This window comes from Streptomyces sp. NPDC052012 (assembly GCF_040689265.1).
Classification (GTDB): domain Bacteria; phylum Actinomycetota; class Actinomycetes; order Streptomycetales; family Streptomycetaceae; genus Streptomyces.
In genome coordinates this window covers 124,045-147,623 of the sequence record NZ_JBFAXA010000015.1, presented here as the reverse complement: position 1 = coordinate 147,623, position 23,579 = coordinate 124,045, and the positions used below count along the sequence as shown (strand labels likewise).

The 23,579-nt window shown below is 71.0% G+C and carries 21 protein-coding genes; 14 read left to right on the top strand and 7 right to left on the bottom strand.

The genetic code is table 11. The features are described from left to right. Positions 1-34: 34 nt before the first annotated feature. A complete protein-coding gene (gene ychF / locus AB0412_RS23415) occupies positions 35-1,123 on the bottom strand; it encodes a redox-regulated ATPase YchF (RefSeq protein ID WP_366404512.1) in 1,089 nt (362 codons plus the stop codon). 199 nt (positions 1,124-1,322) lie between these two features. On the opposite strand from ychF, the gene AB0412_RS23410 reads away from it, so the two are divergent. Beyond that, on the top strand, positions 1,323-2,093 hold the full coding sequence (locus AB0412_RS23410; RefSeq protein WP_366404511.1) for a DUF6542 domain-containing protein: 771 nt from the start codon (positions 1,323-1,325) through the stop codon (positions 2,091-2,093). A gap of 18 nt (positions 2,094-2,111) precedes the next feature. On the opposite strand, the gene ppgK is transcribed toward AB0412_RS23410, so the two are convergent. Then, a complete protein-coding gene (gene ppgK / locus AB0412_RS23405) occupies positions 2,112-2,858 on the bottom strand; it encodes a polyphosphate--glucose phosphotransferase (RefSeq protein WP_366404510.1) in 747 nt (248 codons plus the stop codon). Positions 2,859-2,917: 59 nt separating this feature from the next. Beyond that, the gene (locus AB0412_RS23400; protein WP_366404509.1) at positions 2,918-3,943 is read right to left on the bottom strand and encodes a 4-hydroxy-3-methylbut-2-enyl diphosphate reductase; all 1,026 of its coding nucleotides are present in this window, start codon (positions 3,941-3,943) and stop codon (positions 2,918-2,920) included. 66 nt (positions 3,944-4,009) lie between these two features. On the opposite strand from AB0412_RS23400, the gene xseA reads away from it, so the two are divergent. The 3 genes from xseA to AB0412_RS23385 all read left to right on the top strand — a co-directional run bounded on the left by xseA (position 4,010) and on the right by AB0412_RS23385 (position 6,254). After that, positions 4,010-5,218, top strand: coding sequence for an exodeoxyribonuclease VII large subunit (gene xseA / locus AB0412_RS23395; protein ID WP_366404508.1), 1,209 nt, complete (start codon positions 4,010-4,012; stop codon positions 5,216-5,218). A gap of 9 nt (positions 5,219-5,227) precedes the next feature. Next, on the top strand, positions 5,228-5,512 hold the full coding sequence (locus AB0412_RS23390) for an exodeoxyribonuclease VII small subunit (RefSeq protein ID WP_366404507.1): 285 nt from the start codon (positions 5,228-5,230) through the stop codon (positions 5,510-5,512). Positions 5,513-5,663: 151 nt separating this feature from the next. After that, positions 5,664-6,254: a malonic semialdehyde reductase gene (locus AB0412_RS23385; RefSeq protein ID WP_366404506.1), complete on the top strand. Its 591-nt coding sequence runs from the start codon at positions 5,664-5,666 to the stop codon at positions 6,252-6,254. A gap of 71 nt (positions 6,255-6,325) precedes the next feature. On the opposite strand, the gene AB0412_RS23380 is transcribed toward AB0412_RS23385, so the two are convergent. Continuing rightward, positions 6,326-6,832, bottom strand: coding sequence for a DUF4245 domain-containing protein (locus tag AB0412_RS23380; protein ID WP_366404534.1), 507 nt, complete (start codon positions 6,830-6,832; stop codon positions 6,326-6,328). Between the two features lie 143 nt (positions 6,833-6,975). On the opposite strand from AB0412_RS23380, the gene glpX reads away from it, so the two are divergent. Further along, complete coding sequence (gene glpX / locus AB0412_RS23375) at positions 6,976-8,010, top strand: class II fructose-bisphosphatase (RefSeq protein ID WP_366404505.1); 1,035 nt, start codon at positions 6,976-6,978, stop codon at positions 8,008-8,010. Positions 8,011-8,162: 152 nt separating this feature from the next. Here glpX and AB0412_RS23370 read toward each other — a convergent pair whose 3' ends face one another. Beyond that, positions 8,163-8,540, bottom strand: a complete 378-nt coding sequence (locus AB0412_RS23370) for a WhiB family transcriptional regulator (protein WP_366404504.1) — start codon at positions 8,538-8,540, stop codon at positions 8,163-8,165. Positions 8,541-8,659: 119 nt separating this feature from the next. Then, a complete protein-coding gene (locus tag AB0412_RS23365; protein WP_366404503.1) occupies positions 8,660-9,376 on the bottom strand; it encodes a DUF1707 domain-containing protein in 717 nt (238 codons plus the stop codon). A 146-nt stretch (positions 9,377-9,522) separates the two neighbouring features. Here AB0412_RS23365 and AB0412_RS23360 point away from each other — a divergent pair, with 146 nt between their 5' ends. The 4 genes from AB0412_RS23360 to AB0412_RS23345 all read left to right on the top strand — a co-directional run bounded on the left by AB0412_RS23360 (position 9,523) and on the right by AB0412_RS23345 (position 16,066). Then, positions 9,523-11,199, top strand: coding sequence for a fumarate hydratase (locus AB0412_RS23360; protein WP_366404502.1), 1,677 nt, complete (start codon positions 9,523-9,525; stop codon positions 11,197-11,199). A 77-nt stretch (positions 11,200-11,276) separates the two neighbouring features. Beyond that, positions 11,277-12,680 carry a class II fumarate hydratase gene (locus AB0412_RS23355; RefSeq protein ID WP_366404501.1) on the top strand — a complete coding sequence of 468 codons (1,404 nt, stop codon included), beginning with the start codon at positions 11,277-11,279 and terminating at the stop codon, positions 12,678-12,680. Between the two features lie 83 nt (positions 12,681-12,763). Further along, positions 12,764-13,456: a DUF402 domain-containing protein gene (locus tag AB0412_RS23350; protein ID WP_366404500.1), complete on the top strand. Its 693-nt coding sequence runs from the start codon at positions 12,764-12,766 to the stop codon at positions 13,454-13,456. 402 nt (positions 13,457-13,858) lie between these two features. Beyond that, positions 13,859-16,066: a SpoIIE family protein phosphatase gene (locus AB0412_RS23345; RefSeq protein WP_366404533.1), complete on the top strand. Its 2,208-nt coding sequence runs from the start codon at positions 13,859-13,861 to the stop codon at positions 16,064-16,066. 141 nt (positions 16,067-16,207) lie between these two features. Here the strand turns inward: AB0412_RS23345 and AB0412_RS23340 are convergent, their stop codons facing one another. Then, the gene (locus AB0412_RS23340; RefSeq protein ID WP_366404499.1) at positions 16,208-18,490 is read right to left on the bottom strand and encodes a transglycosylase domain-containing protein; all 2,283 of its coding nucleotides are present in this window, start codon (positions 18,488-18,490) and stop codon (positions 16,208-16,210) included. A gap of 242 nt (positions 18,491-18,732) precedes the next feature. On the opposite strand from AB0412_RS23340, the gene AB0412_RS23335 reads away from it, so the two are divergent. From AB0412_RS23335 to AB0412_RS23315, 5 genes are all read left to right on the top strand, one after another. Further along, positions 18,733-19,668: an SPFH domain-containing protein gene (locus AB0412_RS23335; protein WP_366404498.1), complete on the top strand. Its 936-nt coding sequence runs from the start codon at positions 18,733-18,735 to the stop codon at positions 19,666-19,668. Next, positions 19,665-19,916, top strand: a complete 252-nt coding sequence (locus AB0412_RS23330; protein ID WP_366404497.1) for a hypothetical protein — start codon at positions 19,665-19,667, stop codon at positions 19,914-19,916. Before AB0412_RS23335 ends, AB0412_RS23330 begins: the two co-directional genes overlap by 4 nt. 105 nt (positions 19,917-20,021) lie before the next feature. Continuing rightward, complete coding sequence (locus tag AB0412_RS23325; protein WP_260828236.1) at positions 20,022-20,546, top strand: PadR family transcriptional regulator; 525 nt, start codon at positions 20,022-20,024, stop codon at positions 20,544-20,546. After that, a complete protein-coding gene (locus AB0412_RS23320; protein WP_366404496.1) occupies positions 20,543-21,235 on the top strand; it encodes an ABC transporter ATP-binding protein in 693 nt (230 codons plus the stop codon). Before AB0412_RS23325 ends, AB0412_RS23320 begins: the two co-directional genes overlap by 4 nt. Beyond that, the gene (locus tag AB0412_RS23315; RefSeq protein ID WP_366404495.1) at positions 21,232-23,571 is read left to right on the top strand and encodes an FtsX-like permease family protein; all 2,340 of its coding nucleotides are present in this window, start codon (positions 21,232-21,234) and stop codon (positions 23,569-23,571) included. Before AB0412_RS23320 ends, AB0412_RS23315 begins: the two co-directional genes overlap by 4 nt. The last annotated feature ends 8 nt before the right edge of the window (positions 23,572-23,579 follow it).

Sequence of the window (23,579 nt, the reverse complement as noted above, 5' to 3'; positions counted from 1 at the left end):
TGCAGTTCGTCAGGATGATCTTGGCGGCGCTCGCTCACACGTTGAAGCGGAACTCGACCACGTCGCCGTCCTGCATCACGTAGTCCTTGCCCTCCATGCGGGCCTTGCCCTTGGCGCGGGCCTCGGCGACCGAGCCGGTCTCCACGAGGTCGTCGAAGGAGATCACCTCCGCCTTGATGAAGCCCTTCTGGAAGTCGGTGTGGATGACTCCGGCGGCCTCGGGGGCGGTGGCGCCCTTCTTGATGGTCCAGGCGCGGGATTCCTTGGGGCCGGCGGTGAGGTAGGTCTGCAGGCCGAGGGTGTTGAAGCCGACGCGGGCCAGAGTGGCGAGGCCGGGCTCGTCCTGGCCGACGGACTGGAGGAGCTCCAGGGCCTCGTCCTCGTCCAGCTCGGCGAGGTCCGCCTCCAGCTTGGCGTTCAGGAAGATCGCCTCCGCCGGGGCGACCAGCGCGCGCTGCTCGTTCTTGAAGTCCTCGTCGATCAGCTCTTCCTCGTCGACGTTGAAGACGTAGAGGAAGGGCTTCGTCGTCAGCAGGTGCAGGTCGTGGAGGAGCTCCGCGCGCTCGCTGCCCTGCACGATGCCCTGCGAGAAGAGGGTGTCGCCCTTCTCCAGGATCTCCTTCGCCTCCTCGACGGCCTTGACCTTGGGGGCGAGGTCCTTCTTGATGCGCGACTCCTTCTGGAGGCGCGGGAGGACCTTCTCGATCGTCTGGAGGTCCGCGAGGATCAGCTCGGTGTTGATCGTCTCGATGTCGTCCTTCGGCGAGACCTTGCCGTCGACGTGCACGACGTTCTCGTCCTTGAAGGCCCGGATGACCTGGCAGATCGCATCCGACTCCCGGATGTTGGCCAGGAACTTGTTGCCCAGGCCCTCGCCCTCGGAGGCGCCGCGCACGATGCCCGCGATGTCGACGAAGTCGACGGTCGCCGGGAGGATCCGCTGGGAGTTGAAGATCTCCGCCAGCTTCGCCAGCCGGGCGTCGGGGACGCCGACGACGCCCACGTTCGGCTCGATCGTGGCGAACGGGTAGTTGGCCGCCAGCACGTCGTTCTTGGTCAGGGCGTTGAACAGGGTCGACTTGCCGACATTCGGCAGACCGACGATTCCGATCGTGAGCGACACGTTGCGACTTCCCGTACGTGAGGATGAGGACTGGATCAGGACTGGGGGGTGGGCCTGGCCGACTGGTCCGCGTGGGCCGATCCACCAGTCTACGGCGTGCCCGCGCCCGCCCCGGCGGCGTATCGAACGCCTGGCCAAGCCGCCGCCCCCGGCGTGTCTGTCGGGCTATTCGGCACATAAACCGACCTAAGTTGGTCCAGTGGAGCAACCCAGGACGCGATCCGCGCAGGACACGCCGCGACGCGACAGGCCGGCGGCCGGGGCGACCAGATCGGCCCAGTCGTCAGCCCGGGCGGCCCGGTCGTCGGCCCGTTCGGCCCAGTCGTCGGCCAGGACGACCGGACCGCCTCTGCCTCCGCAGGCGGGGCGCACGTCCGGGGGTGGCGTCGCGCGGTCTCCCCAATCAGCCCGATCAGCCTCCGGGCAGCAGCCCCTGTCGTCCGACCGGTCCGCTGCCCGGCCCGTACGGTCCGCCCCGGCCGCGCGGTCCTCGCCCCGCACACCGCAGCGGCGGCCCGCGACCGTACGACGGCCGCCCGCCGCCCCGCCCGCTGCCGCCCGCGCACTCCCCAACCCCCGGCTCACCGGCCTCGGCGGTGGTCTCTTCTGCGCGCTGGTGATGCTCGCCCTCGGTCTCCTGGCCGCCGTGCTGTTCGGGGGCGCGGCTCAGACCGTCTACGGCGTGCTGTTCCTGCCCGTGTGCGTGCTCACGGCGGTGTGGGTGCGGCGGAGTGATCTGCTCACCGCGCCCGTCGTCGTGCCGATCGCCTTCCTGGTGGGGCTCGTGCCGGTCGCCGAGGACGGGGACGGCAGTACCGGAAGCAAGCTGATGGGGCTGGTGACGGGCCTCGCCACGCAGGCCGGGTGGCTGTACGGGGGGACGCTGGTCGCGGGGATCATCGTGATCGGCCGCAGGATCCGCATGATCACCCGCAACCGCCGCGGCGCACGCAGCCGCGTCCAGCAGTGACTCGCCCCCGCACCCCCGTCAGACGCCCGTCGCCGCCCGCATCGCCGCCCCGACGATGCCCGCGTTGTTCTGCAGCTGTGCGGGGACGATCTCGGCCTTGATGCCCTCGATGTGCGGCAGGAACTTGTGGGCCTTGCGGCTCACGCCGCCGCCGATGATGAACAGCTCCGGCGAGAACAGCATCTCCACGTGGGCCAGGTACTTCTGCACCCGGTGCGCCCACTCCTCCCACGACAGGTCGTGGTCGTCGCGGGCCTTGCTGGACGCGCGCTTCTCCGCGTCGTGGCCGTGCAGTTCCAGGTGCCCGAGCTCGCTGTTGGGGACGAGCACGCCGTCCGTGAACAGGGCGCTGCCGATGCCGGTGCCGAAGGTCAGCATGACGACCGTGCCGCGCCGGTGGCGGCCCGCGCCGAAGTGCATCTCGGCGATGCCCGCGGCGTCCGCGTCGTTGACCACCGTCACCGGCAGTCCGCCCAGGCGGTCGCCGAGCAGCACGCGTGCGTCGGTGTCGATCCAGCTCTTGTCGACGTTGGCCGCCGTACGGATCGTGGTGCCCTCGGTGACCACTCCGGGGAAGGTGACGCCGACCGGGCCCGTCCAGCCGAAGTGGTCGACCACCTGCTTGACGCCGTCGGCCACCGCGTCCGGCGTCGCCGGGTGCGGGGTGAGGACCTTGCAGCGCTCCTGCGCCAGGTCCCCCTCGTCCAGGTCGACCGGGGCACCCTTGATCCCGGATCCGCCGATGTCCACGCCGAAGATCTGCATGGCCCTACGTTACGACGGACGACGGACGGTCACGGAGTCGATCTCCGTGACCGTCACACTCACTCCCCCGCGTTGTCACCGGTCCCGGCGCCGCCGCGCTCGGCCACCAGCGTCGCCGCCTCCTCGCGCAGATCGCGGCGCAGCTCCTTGGGCAGCGAGAAGGTGATGGACTCCTCGGCCGCCTTGACGATCTCGACGTCCTCGAAGCCGCGCTGGGCGAGCCACTCCAGGACCTGCTCGACCAGCACCTCCGGCACCGAGGCGCCCGAGGTGACGCCGACCGTGGTCACGCCCTCCAGCCAGGCCTCGTCGATCTCGTCGGCGAAGTCCACCAGGTACGCCTCGCGGGCGCCCGCGAGCTTGGCGACCTCGACCAGCCGCTTGGAGTTGGAGGAGTTGCGCGAGCCGACCACGATCACCAGGTCGGCCTCGGCGCCCATCTGCTTGACCGCCAGCTGGCGGTTCTGCGTGGCGTAGCAGATGTCGTCGCTGGGCGGGGAGATCAGCTCCGGGAACTTCTCCTTGAGGGCGTCGACGGTCTCCATGGTCTCGTCGACGGAGAGGGTGGTCTGGGAGAGCCAGACGACCTTCGACGGGTCGCGGACCTCGACCTTGTCCACGTCGCCCGGCCCGTCGACGAGCTGGATGTGGTCGGGTGCCTCGCCTGAGGTGCCGATGACCTCCTCGTGGCCCTCGTGCCCGATCAGGAGGATGTCGTAGTCCTCGCCCGCGAAGCGGACCGCTTCCTTGTGGACCTTGGTGACCAGCGGGCAGGTGGCGTCGATGGTGGCGAGCCGGCCGCGCTTGGCCTCCTCGTGGACGACGGGGGCCACGCCGTGCGCGGAGAACATCACGATGTTGCCCGGGGGGACCTCCTCCGTCCGTTCGACGAAGATGGCGCCCTTCTTCTCCAGGGTCTGCACGACGTACTTGTTGTGCACGATCTCGTGCCGGACGTAGACGGGGGCCCCGTACTGCTCCAGGGCCTTCTCGACGGCGATCACGGCGCGGTCCACACCCGCGCAGTAGCCCCGGGGGGCGGCGAGCAGGACACGGCGGCCAGGCGAAGCAGTCATGCGTCCCATCGTAAGGGCCGAGTCCACAGGGGCCGATCACGGTGCGTTGTCGGTGGGGCGCACTACTCTCGCGGCATGGCTGTCAACACGTCTGCGGAAGCGCCCCTGCCGGTCGGTGAGGTGTCGCGGCTCATCGGGGGGTGGATCGACCGGCTCGGCGCGGTGTGGGTCGAGGGACAGATCACCCAGCTGTCGCGGCGGCCGGGCGCCGGGGTGGTGTTCCTGACGCTGCGCGATCCGTCGTACGACATCTCGGTGGGCGTGACCTGCTACCGGCAGGTGTTCGACGCGGTGGCCGATGTGGTGAGCGAGGGTGCGCGCGTGGTGGTGCACTGCAAGCCCGAGTGGTACGCGCCGCGTGGGCAGCTGTCGCTGCGGGCCGCCGAGATCCGGCCGGTCGGGGTCGGGGAGCTGCTGGCGCGGCTGGAGCAGCTGAAGAAGTCCCTCGCGCGGGAGGGACTGTTCGCGCCGGAGCGCAAGAAGGCGCTGCCGTTCCTGCCGCAGCTGATCGGGCTGGTGTGCGGGCGCGCCTCGGCGGCCGAGCGGGACGTCCTGGAGAACGCCCGGCACCGCTGGCCGGCGGTCCGCTTCGAGGTGCGCAATGTGCCGGTGCAGGGGGTGCACGCGGTGCCGCAGGTCGTCCAGGCCGTGAAGGAGCTGGACGCGATCGACGACGTGGACGTGATCATCGTGGCGCGGGGCGGCGGCAGCGTGGAGGACCTGCTGCCGTTCTCCGACGAGCAGCTGGTGCGGGCCGTGGCCGCGTGCCGTACGCCGGTCGTCTCGGCGATCGGGCACGAGCCGGACAATCCGCTGCTCGACCACGTGGCGGATCTGCGCGCCTCGACGCCGACGGACGCCGCCAAGAAGGTGGTCCCGGACGTGGGTGAGGAGTTCGAGCGGGTGCGGCTGCTGCGGGACCGGGCGCGGCGCTGCGTGGAGGCGCTCGTCGACCGGGAGGAGCGGGGGCTGGCGCATGCGCTGGCCCGCCCGTCGATACAGGATCCGCACCGGATGATCGACACGCGGGCGGAGGAGGTGACCGCGCTGCTGGAGCGGGGCCGGCGCTGTCTGCGGCACCAGCTCGACCGCGCGGACTCCGAGCTGACCCACACGCACGCACGCGTGGTGGCCTTGTCCCCCGCGGCGACCCTGAAGCGCGGGTACGCGGTGCTCCAGCGGTCCGACGGTCACGCGGTGCGCGCCCCGGGCGAGGTGGAGGCCGGTGAGGCGCTGCGGGCGCGGGTGTCGGAGGGCGAGTTCACGGTCCGGGTGGATGCGTAGGGTGGGCGGATGACCGGCGAGACGGAGCAGACGGTGACCGGCGGGACGCAGCAGAAGGCGGCGGTGGCCGAGGCACTGGGGTACGAGCAGGCGCGGGACGAGCTGATCGAGGTCGTGCGGCGGCTGGAGGCGGGCGGTACGACGCTGGAGGAGTCCCTCGCGCTGTGGGAGCGCGGCGAGGAGCTGGCCAAGGTGTGCCGGCGCTGGCTGGAGGGCGCGCGGGCGCGGCTGGACGCGGCGCTGGCGGAGGAGGCGGAGGCCGAGACCGAGGCCGACACCGGGGAAGCCGGGTAGGGCATAGGGGCGAGCAGGTCGTAGCAACCCCCGGGTGCCCCTCGACGGAGTCTGTGAAGTGGATCACCACACTCCGGATTTTGTTGAGCGTTGAACTTCATTGGGCGTACGGTCGATGACGTCAGACCGCACCACCTCAGAAGGTTCACGTATGTCTCTCGTTCTTGACCCGGCCGCCCAGGACCTGCTGTTCCGCGAGGCGCGCACCGCCAACACGTTCACCGACGAGCCGGTGACCGACGAGCAGGTGCGGGCCATCTACGACCTGGTCAAGTACGGCCCGACCGCCTTCAACCAGAGCCCGCTGCGCGTCACCCTGGTCCGCTCCCCCGAGGCCCGCGAGCGTCTGGTGGCGCACATGGCCGAGGGCAACCGGCCGAAGACGGCCTCCGCGCCGCTGGTCGCGATCCTCTCCGCGGACAACGAGTTCCACGAGGAGCTGCCCGCCCTGTTCCCGCACTTCCCGCAGGCCAAGGACGTCTTCTTCGCCGAGCGCCCGGTGCGTGAGAACGCCGCCGCGCTGAACGCCGCCCTCCAGGCCGCCTACTTCATCGTCGGCGTGCGGGCCGCGGGACTGGCCGCCGGACCGATGACCGGGTTCGACTTCGAGGGCGTCCGCAAGGAGTTCCTGGACGACGACCACACCCCGCTGATGATCGTCAACATCGGCCGGCCCGGCCCGGACGCCTGGTTCCCGCGCAGCCCGCGGCTGGAGTACGAGCAGGTCGTCAGCGTCGTCTGAGTCACGTCGCGGCATACGGGAAGGGCCCCTGCGGATCACTCCGCAGGGGCCCTTCCCGTATGCCGTGGTGCTCACTGCGTGCGCAGCGACTCCGCCATCTTCGTCAGCTGCCCGAAGGACGCCGTGCCCGTCACCACCGTGGTCGAGCCGTCCGTCCCCTCCAGCACCAGCGCGTCGTAGCGCTCGCCCTCGTAGCGCGTCCAGGTCTTGCCGTCGATGCGCTGGGTGACCCCGGTCTTCTCGGCGCCCTGGGTCGCGTCCTCGATGAACAGCACCGGCTTCCGCGTGGACTGCTCCACCGCCACGTACTCCCCGTCGGGGGTGTGGTAGCCGAGGTGCCAGGACTCGCCCTCCTCGCCGCGATAGCGCACCGAGGTGGGCTTCCACGCCTCGGGCAGTCCCTCGGGGGCGGCCACCGGGTAGGAGGCGGCGCGGCGGGCCGTGAGCAGGTCGACCCGGTAGTCGACCCGCTTGAGGTCCGGGTCGCTGTCGTCGTGCGGGATGAACAGCCAGACCACTCCCGCGACCAGTCCGATGAGACCCAGGGAGAGGATCATGTCCCGGGCCGTTTTCTGCATGCTGTTCTTTCCTGCCACGCCCCTATCGTCGCAGGTACCCGGAGCGCTCATCCGTGGGGGCCCCTGCTCATTTTGTCTGCCTAACGATAGAGTCGGCCCCAACACCCTCATCCGGCCGTCGTCGTACAGAAAGGTGCGCTCCGATGACCGAGCATCATCACTTGCCGTCCGAGCTCGATGTGCCCTCCGAGGCACCCGACCGCAACCTCGCCCTGGAGCTGGTCCGGGTGACCGAGGCCGCGGCGATGGCCGCCGGCCGCTGGGTCGGGCGCGGAGACAAGAACGGCGCCGACGGGGCCGCTGTACGGGCCATGCGGACCCTCGTCTCGACCGTCTCGATGAACGGCGTCGTCGTCATCGGGGAGGGCGAGAAGGACGAGGCCCCGATGCTCTTCAACGGGGAGCGCGTGGGCGACGGGACCGGGCCCGAGTGCGACATCGCCGTCGACCCGATCGACGGCACGACGCTGACGGCCAAGGGCATGACCAACGCGATCGCGGTGCTGGCGGCCGCCGAGCGTGGCTCGATGTTCGACCCGTCGGCCGTCTTCTACATGGACAAACTGGTCACCGGCCCCGAGGCCGCGGACTTCGTCGACATCAACGCGCCGGTGAGCGTGAACATCCGCCGGGTCGCCAAGGCGAAGCGGGTCACGCCCGAGGACGTCACCGTGGTGATCCTGGACCGGCCGCGGCACGAGGGCATCATCAAGGAGATCCGGGAGACCGGGGCGCGGATCAAGCTGATCTCCGACGGTGACGTGGCGGGCTCGATCCTGGCCCTGCGTGAGGGTACGGGCATCGACCTGCTGCTCGGCGTCGGCGGCACCCCTGAGGGGATCATCTCCGCCTGTGCCGTGAAGTGTCTGGGCGGGACGATCCAGGGCAAGCTGTGGCCCAAGGACGACGAGGAGCGGCAGCGGGCGATCGACGCCGGGCACGATCTGGACCGGGTGCTGACCACGGAGGACCTTGTCACCGGGGACAACGTGTTCTTCGTGGCCACCGGGATCACCGACGGTGAGCTGCTGCGGGGTGTGCGCTACCGGTCGGAGACGGCCACGACCGATTCGATCGTGATGCGGTCGAAGTCGGGGACGGTGCGGAGGATCGACTCCGAGCACCGGCTGAGCAAGCTGCGGGCCTACAGCGCGATTGATTTCGACCGCGCCAAGTGAAGGCGCCAGGTGGGTGGGGGTGCTGATCGTCGGCGGCTGCGGGTGCGCCGTGGCTGGTCGCGCAGTTCCCCGCGCCCCTGGGTAGGTCGCCTTCACCGGCAATGAAAGGGCGCCCCCTGTGCGGAGGGGGCGCCCTTTTCCCGTGTGTGTTCTCAGCCTGCCGCCGCTATGCGGCTCGTCGTGCGGGCCGCCTTCTTCAGTTCCATCTCGCGGCGGCGGCGCCGGGCCAGGACGACTCGGCGTTCCGCCGCGGTCAGGCCGCCCCAGACGCCGTACGGCTCGGGCTGGAGGAGGGCGTGTTCGCGGCACTCGACCATCACCGGGCAGCGGGCGCAGACCCGCTTGGCCGCCTCCTCGCGGGAGAGGCGGGCGGCGGTGGGTTCCTTCGACGGGGCGAAGAACAGGCCGGCCTCGTCGCGGCGGCACACCGCCTCGGTGTGCCAGGGGGCGTCTTGGTCCCTGTCTCGCGCTGGCACCCGCTGGGCCGGAACGGCAGCTACCTGCAGGGACGAATGCGGCGGTTGCAGCACGGTCTACTCCTGACGACGGCTTCGCGAGCGAGAGACGATGCAGCAAGGCTTACCCGATGTACGCGCGCCTATGCACTGAGTCCCCAACCGCCCGGTGCTGCAGGCCGCGTTCGGAGGCGTCAGTGGCCGAGATGCTTGCGCATGCTCCGGTCCACGGAGCGCTGCGCGCGGTCCATCGAGCGCTGGACCCGGTCCAGGATGTCCGCGACGAGCTTGCCGCGCTTGGGCCGCGCCTCCACGTTGCCCAGCACCGCCCAGCCGTCCACGTAGACCACGGGCGCCTCGGGGTCCTCGGCGTCCAGCGTGGCCACCTCGAAGCTGCCGAGGACGCCGCCGCCCATGCCGCGCAGCGACACGTTCTCCGGGACACGGACCTCCACGTTGCCGAAGACCGAGAAGGCCTTGACGACGACCTGCTGGTGGTCGAAGAGCGCCTCGCTGAGGTCGATCTCCACGCTGCCGAAGATCGCGTAGGCGTGGATGCGGCGGCCGGCGCGCCAGCGGCCCTTGCGGACGGCGGCGCTGAAGACCGCGACCACGTTGTCGTCGGGGTCCATCGGGATGGCGCCGAGGGTGGGGCGGTTCGGCGCCGAGACGGGAGCCGCGCGGCGCTGGTGGGCGGCCGGGAGGTCCCGGACGAAGGCGTCGAGCTCGCCGACCGTCTTGGCGGCCAGCACGCCCTCGACACGCTCGGCGTGCTCCTCGGCGGTCAGCCTGCCCTCGCCGAGAGCGTCGCGCAGGAGGTCGGCGATGCGGTCACGGTCGGCGTCCGAGGCGCGCAGATCGGCGGGGCTCGGTGCGCTGTCCTGCTGCGGGGCGTGCTTCTGAAGGTCCACGACAGCAGCGTACCCACACACGATAGATCGCGACACCCCCCCATTCCTCGCAACTGAGCCTTACCTCACAGGCTCGCCGTCAGTGGCAGGTTCTACGCTGGTTGACGCCCGCCAATGGAGGCGGGCGGCCGTCTGTCGAGTGAGGAATGGGCGAGATGCCTGAGTTCGAGTACGCCGATCTGCTCCCCATGGGAGAGGACACCACCCCGTACCGGCTGGTGACCTCCGAAGGTGTCTCCACCTTCGAGGCCGACGGGCGGACCTTCCTCAAGGTGGAGCCGGAGGCGCTGCGCAAGCTCGCCGAGGAGGCCATCCACGACATCCAGCACTATCTGCGCCCGGCCCACCTCGCCCAGCTGCGCCGCATCATCGACGACCCCGAGGCGTCGGGCAACGACAAGTTCGTGGCGCTGGACCTGCTGAAGAACGCCAACATCGCGGCGGCGGGCGTGCTGCCGATGTGCCAGGACACGGGCACGGCGATCGTGATGGGCAAGCGCGGGCAGAACGTTCTGACCGAGGGCCGGGACGAGGAGGCGCTGAGCCGCGGCATCTACGACGCGTACCAGAACCTCAACCTGCGCTACTCGCAGATGGCCCCGCTCACCATGTGGGAGGAGAAGAACACCGGCTCCAACCTCCCCGCGCAGATCGAGCTGTACGCGACCGACGGCGGCGCCTATAAGTTCCTGTTCATGGCCAAGGGCGGCGGCTCGGCCAACAAGTCCTTCCTGTACCAAGAGACCAAGGCCGTTCTGAACGAGACCTCCATGATGAAGTTCCTGGAGGAGAAGATCCGTTCGCTCGGTACGGCCGCCTGCCCGCCGTACCACCTGGCGATCGTCGTCGGCGGCACGTCCGCCGAGTACGCGCTGAAGACCGCCAAGTACGCCTCCGCGCACTACCTGGACGACATCCCGGCCGAGGGCTCCCCCCTGGGGCACGGCTTCCGGGACAAGGAGCTGGAGGAGAAGGTCTTCGAGCTGACGCAGAAGATCGGCATCGGCGCGCAGTTCGGCGGCAAGTACTTCTGCCACGACGTGCGCGTGGTGCGGCTGCCGCGGCACGGGGCGTCGTGCCCGGTCGCCATCGCCGTGTCCTGCTCCGCGGACCGCCAGGCCGTCGCCAAGATCACCGCGGAGGGCGTCTTCCTGGAGCAGCTGGAGACGGACCCGGCGCGCTTCCTGCCGGACACGACGGACGAACAGCTCGCCGACGAGGGCGACGTCGTGAAGATCGACCTCAACCAGCCGATGGACGCCATCCTCGCCGAGCTGACCAAGTACCCGGTCAAGACCCGGCTGTCCCTGACCGGCCCGCTGGTCGTGGCCCGCGACATCGCGCACGCGAAGATCAAGGAGCGGCTGGACGCGGGCGAGGAGATGCCGCAGTACCTCAAGGACCACCCGGTGTACTACGCCGGGCCCGCGAAGACCCCGGAGGGATACGCGTCCGGCTCCTTCGGCCCGACGACCGCCGGGCGCATGGACTCCTACGTCGAGCAGTTCCAGGCGGCGGGCGGCTCCAAGGTGATGCTGGCCAAGGGCAACCGCAGCAAGCAGGTCACCGACGCGTGTGCCGCGCACGGCGGCTTCTACCTCGGCTCCATCGGCGGCCCGGCGGCCCGGCTCGCGCAGGACTGCATCAAGAAGGTCGAGGTCGTCGAGTACGAGGAGCTCGGCATGGAGGCCGTGTGGAAGATCGAGGTCGAGGACTTCCCGGCGTTCATCGTCGTCGACGACAAGGGCAACGACTTCTTCCAGGACCCGGCGCCCGCTCCCACGTTCACGTCGATTCCCGTGCGGGGACCCGGACTCGCCTGAATCCCGCGGTGACGGTGCGCCTCCACGGGGAACAGTCGTCGCGTCGAGGACGCTGTGACACGTGGAGGTGATCGTCGATGGCCGACGAGCAGGACAGGACCGCGTACCGCACCGAGCACGACTCCATGGGTGAGGTGCGCGTCCCCGCGCACGCGAAGTGGCGGGCCCAGACACAGCGGGCCGTGGAGAACTTCCCGATCTCCGGGCAGCGGCTCGAGCGGGCCCACATCGAGGCCCTCGCCCGGATCAAGGGCGCGGCGGCCAAGGTGAACGCGCGGCTCGGGGTGCTGGACAAGGACGTCGCCGAGGCGATCCAGGAGGCGGCCGGTGAGGTCGCCGAGGGCCGGTGGGACGAGCACTTCCCCGTCGACGTCTTCCAGACCGGTTCGGGGACGTCGTCCAACATGAACACCAACGAGGTCATCGCCACCCTCGCGAGCGAGCGGCTCGGCCGCGACGTGCATCCCAACGACCACGTCAACGCCTCCCAGTCGTCCAACGACGTCTTCCCGTCCTCCATCCACATCGCCGCCACGGCCGCCGTCACCCGGGACCTCGTCCCGGCCCTGGAGCATCTCGCGGGCTCGCTCGGCCGCAAGGCCGAGGAGTTCGCCGACGTGGTGAAGTCCGGGCGGACGCATCTGATGGACGCCACACCCGTGACGCTGGGCCAGGAGTTCGGCGGGTACGCCGCGCAGGTGCGCTACGGCGTCGAGCGGCTCCAGGCCTCCCTGCCGCGCCTCGCCGAACTCCCCCTCGGCGGGACCGCCGTCGGCACCGGCATCAACACCCCGCCCGGGTTCTCCGCCGCGGTCATCGAGGAGGTCGCCCACGCCACCGGGCTGCCGCTGACCGAGGCGCGGGACCACTTCGAGGCGCAGGGCGCCCGGGACGGGCTCGTGGAGACCAGCGGTCAGCTGCGCACCATCGCCGTCGGCCTGACGAAGATCGCCAACGACCTGCGGTGGATGTCCTCCGGCCCGCGCACCGGCCTCGCGGAGATCCGGCTGCCCGACCTCCAGCCGGGGTCGTCGATCATGCCGGGGAAGGTCAACCCGGTGATCCCGGAGGCGGTGCTCATGGTGTGCGCGCAGGTCGTCGGCAACGACGCGACCGTCGCCACGGCCGGTGCCTCGGGCAACTTCGAGCTCAACGTGATGCTGCCGGTCATCGCGAAGAACGTGCTGGAGTCCGTCCGGCTGCTCGCGAACGCCTCCCGGCTGCTCGCGGACCGCACGGTCGACGGGATCGTCGCCGACCGGGAGCGGGCCCGGGAGTACGCCGAGTCCTCCCCGTCCGTCGTCACCCCGCTCAACAAGTACATCGGTTACGAGGAGGCCGCGAAGGTCGCCAAGAAGTCGCTGGCCGAGCGGAAGACCATCCGGCAGGTGGTGCTGGAGAGCGGGTACGTCGAGCGGGGCGACCTCACGGTCGAGCAGCTCGACGAGGCGCTGGATGTCCTGCGGATGACACGGCCGTAAAAGCTGCGGCAGGGCCGGTCCCCGGAGGGTGAACCGTGACGGGGGCCGCAGCGTCGTATGCCTGTGACACCTAATATCTGCGCATGACAGAGGGCGGAGCGGTGAGGCGCGGTCAGGCGGGTGGTGCGGCGGTCTTCTGGACGCCCGGGACACAGATCCTGTGGCGGTACCGGGAGAACGGCGGCGCGCGCTTCCACATCGCGCGCCCCGTCACGGTCGTACGCGACGACCCGGAGCTGCTCGCCGTGTGGCTGGCGCCCGGCACCGAGTGTGTGAAGCCGGTCCTCGCGGACGGCACGCCGGTGCACCGGGAGCCGTTGAGCACGCGCTACACCAAGCCGCGGACCGTGCAGCGCGACCGGTGGTTCGGCACGGGTGTGCTGAAGCTGGCGCGGCCCGGTGAGCCCTGGTCGGTGTGGCTGTTCTGGGAGCCGGGCTGGCGGTTCAAGAACTGGTACGTGAACCTCGAGGAGCCGCTGGTCCGCTGGGAGGGCGGGGTGGACTCCGAGGATCACTTCCTGGACATCTCCGTGCACCCGGACGGTGGCTGGCACTGGCGCGACGAGGACGAGTTCGCCCAGGCCCAGCGGGACGGGCTGGTGGACTCCGCGCTGGCCGGACGCGTGCGGGAGGCCGGGCGGGCCGCGGTGGAGGTGATCTCCGGGTGGGGGCCGCCGTTCTCGGACGGCTGGCAGAACTGGCGCCCGGATCCGTCCTGGCCGGTACCGTCGCTGCCGCAGGACTGGGACCGCACGCCCGCGCATGTGTCCTCATGAGACCCTTGATGCGCCCCCGGGCAGGAAACGTAGGATCGTCCTCCGCAAGACAGGGAGCAGTAATCGACCGGGCGGCAACTACCGGAGCACGCGCTGGGCTTGACCGGACGTCACCGAGGGGCGGCAGGACGTGAGCGAGGGGTACGGCAACACCGGTACGGGCCGGGGACGGTCGGCCGACGGCACAGGAACATCCCCTGACCACACGGGAATTCCGTTCCCGGGACACGTATTCCGGGTATCGGAATCTCGGCGGGACGAAGCGCACGCATGGCGCGCAGCGCCGGACGGACGGACCCGACACGCGTGACGGAGCAGCCGACCTCCTTCGAACGCCCCCAGCCGGGCGTCACCCCCGCGGATCCCCGCGGGGCACTCGTGCACACCCCGGCACCGCTCCGCATGCCCGGTGCGGCCTCCGCCTTACCGGCACAGAGCCGCTCCGGCGCGGAGCCGCCGACGTCCGGGGCGGCGTCCCCGTCCGCCTCGGGCCCGTCCGGTGCCTCGGCGGCACCGGCGACCGCGGGCACGTCCGCCGCCGAAGGGGCGTCGGGCGCCTCGCAGATCCCGGATGCCGCGCGGACCCGGGCTGCCTCGGAAACGGCCGGCACGTCGAAATCCCCGGCGCCGGACACGGTCGCGCCCGGCGGCACCGGCCAGGACCCGGCGACCGCGCCCGGCACGGGCAGGGGCAGCGACGGCCCCGGATCGGTGCCCCGGGCCGAGCACTCCCAGCCCCGGGCCGAACAGAGCGCCGAGCCCGACGCGCACCGGCCGCGGCCCGTGCCCGAGGGCATCCCGGTCCAGCCGGCCGGCGAGCCGGGCACGCCCGCGCAGCGCTCCGACGGGCAGGAGCGGCGGACCGGGAAAGGGGCGCCGCCCGGGCGGCCCACGCCGATGCGGCGGGACGGTGACCGGCTGCGCTTCGTCGGGGCCGCGACCCGGCGGATCGCCCGCGGGATCGACCTCGACGAGATCGTGATGGGGCTGTGCCGGGCCACCGTGCCCACCTTCGCCGACGCGATCCTCGTCTATCTGCGCGACCCGCTGCCGGTCGGTGACGAACGTCCCACCGGCCCGCTGGTGCTGCGGCTGCGCCGCACCGACCGCGTCCCGGCCGAGCGTGACACCGAGGGCGGCTTCGCCGCGGCCGTCCAGCCGGAGCCGTCGTCCGAGCTGGAGTCGGTGGGCGCCGAGCTGTGCACCGTACGGCCCGGCAGCGCGCTCGCCGAAGTCCTGCGCGGCGTGCGCCCGGTGTTCACCGACGCGCCCGCCGCCCGCGCCGCCCTGCCCGAACTCCTCGGCGAGGACGGTGAGTCCGCGGTGCCCGACGGGCAGCGGGCGATCCTCGCGCCGCTGCGCGGCCGGCGCCGGGTGATCGGCGCCGCGCTGTTCCTGCGCGGCCCTGAGCGCATCCCGTTCGAGGCGGACGATCTGCTGGTCGCCGCGCAGCTCGCCACGCACAGCGCCCTCGGCATCGACAAGGCGGTGCTGTACGGGCGCGAGGCGTACATCGCGGACGAGTTGCAGCGCACCATGCTCCCGGAGAACCTGCCCCGCTGCACCGGCGTACGGCTGGCCTCGCGCTATCTGCCCGCGGCGGAGACCGCGCGGGTCGGCGGCGACTGGTACGACGCGATCCCGCTGCCCGGCAGCCGGGTCGCGCTGGTCGTCGGTGACGTCATGGGGCACTCCATGACCTCCGCCGCGATCATGGGTCAGCTGCGCACCACCGCGCAGACCCTCGCCGGGCTCGACCTGCCGCCACAGGAGGTGCTGCACCATCTCGACGAGCAGGCGCAGCGGCTCGGCGTGGACCGCATGGCGACCTGCCTGTACGCGGTCTACGACCCGGTATCCCACCGCATCACCATCGCCAACGCCGGTCACCCGCCGCCCGTGCTGCTGCACCTGGGCGGCGAGGCGGAGGTGCTGCGCGTCCCCGCGGGCGCCCCGATCGGCGTCGGCGGGGTGGACTTCGAGGCCGTGGAGCTGGACGCGCCCGCCGGGGCGACGCTGCTGCTGTACACCGACGGCCTGGTCGAGTCGCGTCTGCGCGACGTGTGGACCGGCATCGAGCAGCTGCGCGAGAAGCTCGCCGCGACCGCCCGGCTGACCGGGCCCGATCATCCGCCGCCCCTCGAGGCCCTGTGCGACGAGGTGCTGGACATGCTCGGTCCGGGCGACCGGGACGACGACATCGCGCTGCTGGCCGCCCGGTTCGACGGGATCGCGCCGAGCGACGTGGCGTACTGGTTCCTGGAGCCGGAGGACGCGGCGCCCGGGCGGGCCCGGCGGCTGGCCCGGCGGGCGCTGTCCCGCTGGGGCATGGAGGAGCTCAGTGATTCGGTGGAGCTGCTGGTCAGCGAGGTCGTGACGAATGCCGTGCGGTATGCCACCCGGCCGGTGACGCTGCGGTTGCTGCGGACGGATGTGCTGCGGTGCGAGGTCGGGGACGATGTGCCGCAGTTGCCGCGGCTGCGGCAGGCTCGCGCCACGGACGAGGGGGGCCGTGGTCTTTACCTCGTCAACCGGCTGGCGCGGCGGTGGGGTGCGACTCGGTTGAGTACCGGCAAGGTGGTGTGGTTCGAGCTGAACCGGGGCGGCTGATGTCGTCGGGGCGCCTATGAGCTCGGGGCGCGAGGTGCGTGCGCGCGTGCCGGTGTGTTGTGGCTGGTCGCGCCCACGCGGCGGAGCCGCACGGTGAACACAGCCCCGCGCCCCTCAGGGGGTGGCGGTCGCCGCCTGTTTCTAGTCCTGCTGGGGCTCGTCCGGGTCCTTCGGGATCTCGAAGGTCGGTGGGGCCGTGGGCTGCTCGTCCGTCGGCGGCTTGGTCGTCGGCGTCTGGCTCGGGGGCTCGGACGTGGGCTCCTGGGACGGCGTCTGCGACGGGGCCTCGGAGGTCGGTGCCTTCGTCGTCGGCTCCTGGCTGGGCGTCTGTGACGGGCTCTGCGTGGCCGACGGCGTCCACGACGGCTGGACGGCCGCGCCCTGGTCGGTGTCCAGGTCGAACTTGCTGGTCTCGTCGAGCACGCCGAACATGTACGCCGCCCAGATCTCCGCCGGGAAGCCACCGCCGTTGACACGGTCGTTGCCGCCCGCGCCGTACATCTCGACCTGCTTGTGCGGGGGCTTGTCGTCCTCGCCGAACAGGCCGACCGCGGTGACCAGATCGGGCGTGTAGCCGGTGAACCAGGCCGACTTGTTGTTGTCGGAGGTGCCGGTCTTGCCGGCGACCTGCTGGCCGTCGCGCAGCGGGTTGTCCCGCACGGCCCGGCGGGCCGTACCGTCGTCGACCACGCCCGTGAGCACCGAGGTCACGGTGTCGGCGGTCGCACGGCTGATGACCTCCTCGCCGACCGCGTCCGGCATGGTGACCGTACGGGTGCGGTGCTCGGCCGACTTGATGAGGGTCGGGGTGACCTTCTTGCCGTGGTTGTCGAGGGTGGCGTAGACGCCGGCCATCTCCAGCGGGCTCGCGCCCATGGAGCCCAGGGTCTGCGCGGGCACCGCCTCCAGGTCCTCGACGCGCATGCCGAGCTTGCCGGCGGTCTCCATCACCTTCGGCATGCCGACGTCGACGCCCATCTGCGCGAAGACGGAGTTGACGGACTTGTTCATCGCCGACTGCACGGTGATGGGGCCGTAGTTGCCGTCGTCCTCGTTCTCGGGGGCGAAGCCGACCTTCCTGCCGTCGTCGACGACCTCGCGCTCGCTGGTGCCGTCGTAGATCGTGTTGGCGGTGATCGGCCTACCGGTCTGGGTCTGGGCCTTCTCCTCCAGGGCGGCGGCCAGGATGACCGGCTTGAAGGTCGAGGCGACCTGGTAGTCGGTGCGGGTGGCGTTGTTCATGTAGTGCTTGAGGTAGTCCTCGCCGCCGTACATGGCCACGACCGCGCCGGTCTTGGGGTTCACGGACGCGGCACCTGCCTGGATGTCCGCGTCGACCTTGCGGTCCTTCGGGTCCAGCTTGCTGGTGAGCTGGGTCTTGACGGCCTTCTCGAGCGCGGCCTGCTTCTTCTTGTCGATGTTGAGGGTGATCGTCCAGCCGCCAGCGTCCACCAGGGCGTCGGCCTGCTTGGCGTCCTCGGCGGTGCCCTCGGCGACGAGCTGCTCCTTCAGCGCGGAGTTGGCCGCGTTCACCAGGTAGCCGGCCTGTCCCTTCAGGCCGGGGTCGCCCTTGGGCGACTCGGGCACGGGGAACTTCATGCCGGCGCGCTCGGACCGGTCCAGCCAGCCCTGCTCGACCATGTTGTCCAGGACGTAGTTCCAGCGGGCCTTGACCAGCTTCCTGCTGCTCTCGGAGGCGACCGCCCAGTCGTACTGGCTCGGTGCCTGGAGCAGCGCGGCCAGGTACGCGCCCTGCGCGACGGAGAGGTCCTCGGCGTCGACGCGGTAGTAGGCCTGGGCGGCGGCCTGGATGCCGTAGGCGTTGCGGCCGTAGTAGCTGGTGTTGATGTAGCCGGCGAGGATGTAGTCCTTGGACTTCTCGCGGTCCAGCTTCAGCGAGATGACCAGTTCCTTCAGCTTGCGCGTGACGGTCTGGTCCTGCGTCAGGTAGTAGTTCTTGACGTACTGCTGGGTGATCGTCGAGCCGCCCTGCGCGCCCTTGCCGGACAGCGTGTTGAACAGACCGCGTGCGGTGCCCTTGAGGTCGACGCCGGCGTCCTTGTAGAAGGTCTTGTTCTCGGCGGCGACGAAGGTCTTCTGGACCGGCTTCGGTATCTGCGCCAGGTCGACGACCTCGCGGTTGAAGCCGCTGCGGGCCAGGATCGAGCCGTCGCTGTACTTGTAGACGTTGCCCTGCCGCTTGGCGTCCTCGTTCCCCGCGGCCGGGATGTCGATCATCATGTACAGCGCGATGAAGGCGCCCATGCCGAGCAGGCAGAGGCCGAAGAACGTGCCGAGGATCTTCTTCCAGGTGAAGAAGCGGCGTATGCCGGTGCGGCCGGCCGCGCCCGACGAGCGGCGGCCGTTGGGTGCCGCACGGCGCCCACCGCGCTGTCGTGCGCGTCTTTCTTCCGCTCGTCCCATGGGTTCCTTCTGCTCCGCTTCGCTCGTGTGTGCCCGCGTGCCACACAGATTCGCCGCTCAGGTCAGCTCAGAAAGCTAACACCGGGAGATATGACAAAGGGCTGCCGATGCGGTCGTTACGGACGTGACAATCAGCACCCGCCCCAACGGAACCGACGTCCGAGAGGGGGTTGAGGTTGCCGCAATCGGGTAAAGTGCTAGCACTTAGTAAGCACTGAGCTAGACGAAACGGGGGACAGCTCATGTCCGCACACGAAGCGCAGACCACCGCCGACGTACCCGAGATGCCCGCCCCGCGCGTACGGGAGTTCGCGGCGCACAGCATCGGCGGCGGGCTGGCCCTGCTGCTCGGACTGGTCGGACTGCTGGCCGGCGCCGGGCTGATCGTGGGCGCCACGGCGGTCTCCGGGGCCGGGGGCAAGGCGGCGCTGATCATCTCCGGCGTCCTGGTGGTGCTCGCCTCGTTCCTGGCCATGGCCGGGCTGAACATGGTGGCGCCGGGCGAGGCGCGCGTGGTGCAGCTCTTCGGCCGCTACCGGGGCACGATCCGGCAGGACGGGCTGCGCTGGGTGAACCCCTTCACCTCGCGCACCAAGATCTCGACGCGCGTACGCAATCACGAGACCGCCGTCCTGAAGGTCAACGACGCCTACGGCAACCCGATCGAGCTCGCCGCGGTCGTGGTGTGGCGGGTGGAGGACACCGCGCAGGCCACCTTCGAGGTGGACGACTACATCGAGTTCGTCTCCACCCAGACCGAGGCGGCCGTACGCCACATCGCCATCGAGTACCCCTACGACGCCCACGACGAGGACGGCCTGTCGCTGCGCGGCAACGCCGAGGAGATCACCGAGAAGCTCGCCGTCGAACTGCACGCCCGCGTGGAGGCGGCCGGCGTGCAGATCATCGAGTCCCGCTTCACCCACCTCGCCTACGCTCCCGAGATCGCCTCGGCGATGCTCCAGCGGCAGCAGGCCGGGGCGGTCGTGGCGGCTCGCAAGCAGATCGTGGAGGGCGCCGTGGGCATGGTCGAGTCGGCGCTGACCCGGATCGCCGAGCGGGACCTCGTGGAGCTGGACTCCGAGCGCAAGGCGGCGATGGTGTCCAACCTGATGGTGGTGCTGTGCGGCGACCGTTCCGCGCAGCCGGTCCTCAACACCGGGACCCTCTACCAGTGACGGCCCCCTCAGAAGGTTCCCGCGGCCGGCCGCAGCGCAAGCAGGTGCTGCTGCGGCTGGACCCGGCGGTGTACGAGGCGCTGGCCCGCTGGGCGAACGACGAGCTGCGGTCGGCCAACGCACAGATCGAGTTCCTGTTGCGGCGGGCCCTGGCGGAGGCCGGGCGGTTGCCGGGCAACACCGGGCCGCTCCCCCGCCGGGGCCGGCCACCCGCACAGCCTCCCGGCGACGGTCAGCGGCCTCAGTAGCAGAACCGTGACAATCGCGCCCCACCTGCGCTCTCCTACACCCCGCCATGATCTACACACTCGGCGTATACATGGGGCGTATACACCGTGTGTAGAGTCCTCGGCATGTCCATCGGTCACACCCTCCTGGGGCTCCTGGAGTCCGGCCCGCGCCACGGCTACGACCTGAAGCGGGCCTTCGACGAGAAGTTCGGTCACGACCGGCCGCTGCACTACGGCCAGGTCTACTCGACGATGTCCCGCCTGCTGAAGAACGGGCTCGTCGAAGTCGACGGCATCGAGGCCGGCGACGGCCCCGAACGCAAGCGGTACGCGATCACCGAGGCCGGCATCACCGATGTCGAGCGCTGGCTCGCGACCCCGGAGAAGCCGGAGCCGTACCTTCAGTCGACGCTGTACACGAAGGTCGTCCTCGCGCTGCTCACCAGCCGGGACGCGGCCGACATCCTCGACACGCAGCGCTCGGAGCATCTGCGCAGCATGCGGATCCTCACCGACCGCAAGCGCAAGGGGGACCTCGCGGACCAGCTGATCTGCGACCACGCCCTGTTCCACCTGGAGGCCGACCTGCGCTGGCTGGAGCTGACCGCGGCACGCCTCGACAAGCTCCGTGAGGCGGTGACCCGATGACCTCCTTCCCCGCCGGCACCCTGCTCGCCGCCGACGAGCTGCGCAAGGCCTACGGCCCGACCACCGCGCTGGACGGCGCCGCCTTCTCCATCCACCCCGGTGAGGTCGTCGCCGTGATGGGCCCCTCCGGGTCCGGCAAGTCGACCCTGCTGCACTGCCTCGCCGGGATCGTCACCCCCGACTCCGGGTCGATCCTCTACAACGGGCGCGAGCTGACCGCGATGAGCGACGCCGAGCGCAGCGCGCTGAGGCGCTCGGAGTTCGGCTTCGTCTTCCAGTTCGGGCAGCTGGTCCCGGAGCTGACCTGCGTGGAGAACGTCGCTCTGCCGCTGCGGCTGAACGGCACCCCGCGCAAGGAGGCCGAGCGGGCCGCGCTGACCTGGCTGGAGCGGCTGGAGGTCGACGACGTCCGCAAGAAGCGGCCCGGCGAGGTCTCCGGCGGTCAGGGACAGCGCGTCGCCGTCGCGCGGGCGCTGGTCACCGGTCCGCGGGTGCTGTTCGCGGACGAGCCGACCGGCGCGCTCGACTCCCTCAACGGCGAACGCGTGATGGAGCTGCTCACGGACGCGGCCCGTTCCACCAACGCGGCCGTCGTGCTGGTCACGCACGAGGCGCGGGTGGCCGCGTACTCGGACCGCGAGATCGTCGTACGGGACGGGAAGTCGCGGGACATGGAGCGCGTCGTATGAGTGCGCGGGACTGGGCCCGGGATCTGGCCATGGGCACCCGGTTCGCCTTCGCGGGCGGACGGGAGGGCTGGATCCGGGCGGTGCTCACGGCCGTCGGCGTCGGCCTCGGAGTGGCACTGCTGCTGCTCACCACCGCCATCCCGAACGCGCTCTCCGAACGGCACCGGCGCGAGGAGGCCCGCCTCGACTACACCTACAGCCAGGAGGCCAAGGCCAAGGCCGACGACACCCTGGTCATCGCGGACATCGACACCGAGTTCCGGGACCGGGACGTGCGCGGCCGGCTGATGGAGCCGGAGGGCGCGAAGGCGCCGTTGCCGCCGGGGCTCGACGAGTTCCCGGCGCCGGGTGACATGGTGGTCTCCCCCGCGCTGAAGGAGCTGCTGGAGTCGGACGGCGGCAAGCTGCTGCGGGAGCGGCTGCCCTACGACATCGTGGGGACGATCGACGAGCAGGGGCTCATCGGCTCGCAGGAACTCGCCTACTACGCGGGCGCCGAGGGGCTCGCGGAGCGGATCAACGGCTCGACGGTCGCGCGGATCGACGAGTTCGGGCCGCCCGAGATGCGGCCCGAGCCGACCGACCCGGTGCTGGTGCTGCTGGTGCTGGTCGTGTTCGTCGTGCTGCTGACGCCGGTGGCGGTGTTCATCGCGGCGGCCGTCCGCTTCGGCGGCGAGCGGCGCGACCGCAGGCTCGCCGCGCTGCGGCTGGTCGGTTCGGACGGCGCGAGCACCCGGCGCATCGCCGCCGGCGAGGCACTCGCGGGCGCCCTGCTGGGGCTGGTCCTCGGCACGGTCTTCTTCCTGATCGGGCGCGAGGTCGCCGCCTCCTTCGAGGTGTTCGACATCAGCGTGTTCCCCAGCTACCTGAACCCCTCCCCGCTGCTCGCGCTGCTGGTCGCGGTGGCCGTACCCGCGGCGGCGATCCTGGTGACGCTGATCGCGCTGCGCGGCGTGGTCATCGAGCCGCTGGGTGTGGTGCGCACCGCCCGGCCCGCGCGGCGCCGGCTGTGGTGGCGGCTGCTGCTGCCGCTCGCCGGTGTGGCGATGCTCTACCCGATGGTCGGGCAGGGCCGCGACGACGGCGATTTCAACCAGTACCTGGTCGTCGGCGGTGTCCTGCTGCTGCTGATCGGCATCACCGCACTGCTCCCGTGGATCGTCGAGGCGGTCGTCGCCCGGCTCGGCGCGGGAGGGGTCGCCTGGCAGCTGGCGGTACGGAGGCTGCAGTTGAGCAGCGGTACCGCGGCCCGCATGGTCAACGGCATCGCGGTGGCCGTCGCCGGGGCGATCGCGTTGCAGATGCTGTTCGCCGGGGTGGAGGGCGACTACACCAAGGTGACGGGATACGACGTGTCGCGGGCCCAGATGCAGGTGCGGGTCCCGGACGGTGTGGAACTCTCCGACGCCGTCGCCGAGTTCGAGGACACCAAGGGCGTACGGAAGGTGTACCCGCTGTCCGAGGGCTACCTCGGGGACGCCTCCTGGAAGAAGGGTCCCGAGCGCACCGCCCAGCTGACCGTCGCCGACTGCGCGACGCTGCGGGAGGTGGCGGAGCTGCCCTCGTGCCGGGACGGCGACGCGTTCGCGGTCTCCGGCGGTGAGTACGACACCGATACGCCGGCCCTGAGCAAGCCGGGCCGGAAGCTGTACCTCGAGACGTCCGGCCCGGCCGGCACCCAGGGCGCGGACGTCTCCTGGACCGTCCCGGCGGGGCTGAAGAAAGCCCGGTCCGTCGAGGATCCGACCGGCTCCAGGCGGGGCGGCTTCCTGATGACGCCGGGCGCGATGACACCGGAGGTGGCCGGGGCCGTCAGCGGGGAGCTGTATCTCGCGGTCGACGACTCGGTGCCGTACGCCCGCGAGTACGTGCGCAACACGGCGGCGGGCATCGACCCCACGGCCGAGCCGATGAACTGGCAGGCCACCGAGCGCTCCAACCGCTTCGACTCCATCCGCACGGGGCTGTTCGTCGGCGCGACGGCGGTGCTGGTGCTGATCGGGGCGAGCCTGCTGGTGTCGCAACTGGAGCAGCTGCGTGAGCGGCGCAAGCTGCTGTCGTCGCTGGTCGCCTTCGGCACGCGGCGGCGCACGCTGAGCCTGTCGGTGCTGTGGCAGACGGCCATCCCGATCGGGCTGGGGCTGCTGCTGGCGTCGGCCGTGGGGATGACGCTGGGTGCGGTGCTGCTGCGGATGACGGCGACGTCGGTGCGGGTGGACTGGCCGAGTGTGCTGTCGATGACGGGGATCGGTGCGGGGGTGGTCCTGGCGGTGACTCTGCTGAGCCTGCCGCCGCTGCTCCGCATGATGCGCCCGGACGGATTGCGCACGGAGTAGGTTCCCGC

Bases quoted from the DNA above. Each gene is read 5' to 3' on its own strand.
- AB0412_RS23315 (WP_366404495.1), top strand. From the start codon at position 21,232: ATGAGTGCGCGGGACTGGGCCCGGGATCTGGCCATGGGCACCCGGTTC.
- AB0412_RS23360 (WP_366404502.1), top strand. From the start codon at position 9,523: ATGGGCGAGATGCCTGAGTTCGAGTACGCCGATCTGCTCCCCATGGGA.
- AB0412_RS23335 (WP_366404498.1), top strand. From the start codon at position 18,733: ATGTCCGCACACGAAGCGCAGACCACCGCCGACGTACCCGAGATGCCC.
- AB0412_RS23340 (WP_366404499.1), bottom strand. From the start codon at position 18,490: ATGGGACGAGCGGAAGAAAGACGCGCACGACAGCGCGGTGGGCGCCGT.
- AB0412_RS23350 (WP_366404500.1), top strand. From the start codon at position 12,764: ATGACAGAGGGCGGAGCGGTGAGGCGCGGTCAGGCGGGTGGTGCGGCG.
- AB0412_RS23390 (WP_366404507.1), top strand. From the start codon at position 5,228: ATGACCGGCGAGACGGAGCAGACGGTGACCGGCGGGACGCAGCAGAAG.
- ppgK (WP_366404510.1), bottom strand. From the start codon at position 2,858: ATGCAGATCTTCGGCGTGGACATCGGCGGATCCGGGATCAAGGGTGCC.
- glpX (WP_366404505.1), top strand. From the start codon at position 6,976: ATGACCGAGCATCATCACTTGCCGTCCGAGCTCGATGTGCCCTCCGAG.
- AB0412_RS23320 (WP_366404496.1), top strand. From the start codon at position 20,543: ATGACCTCCTTCCCCGCCGGCACCCTGCTCGCCGCCGACGAGCTGCGC.
- AB0412_RS23325 (WP_260828236.1), top strand. From the start codon at position 20,022: ATGTCCATCGGTCACACCCTCCTGGGGCTCCTGGAGTCCGGCCCGCGC.
- AB0412_RS23385 (WP_366404506.1), top strand. From the start codon at position 5,664: ATGTCTCTCGTTCTTGACCCGGCCGCCCAGGACCTGCTGTTCCGCGAG.
- AB0412_RS23380 (WP_366404534.1), bottom strand. From the start codon at position 6,832: ATGCAGAAAACGGCCCGGGACATGATCCTCTCCCTGGGTCTCATCGGA.
- AB0412_RS23400 (WP_366404509.1), bottom strand. From the start codon at position 3,943: ATGGGACGCATGACTGCTTCGCCTGGCCGCCGTGTCCTGCTCGCCGCC.
- AB0412_RS23355 (WP_366404501.1), top strand. From the start codon at position 11,277: ATGGCCGACGAGCAGGACAGGACCGCGTACCGCACCGAGCACGACTCC.
- xseA (WP_366404508.1), top strand. From the start codon at position 4,010: ATGGCTGTCAACACGTCTGCGGAAGCGCCCCTGCCGGTCGGTGAGGTG.
- AB0412_RS23345 (WP_366404533.1), top strand. From the start codon at position 13,859: ATGCCCGGTGCGGCCTCCGCCTTACCGGCACAGAGCCGCTCCGGCGCG.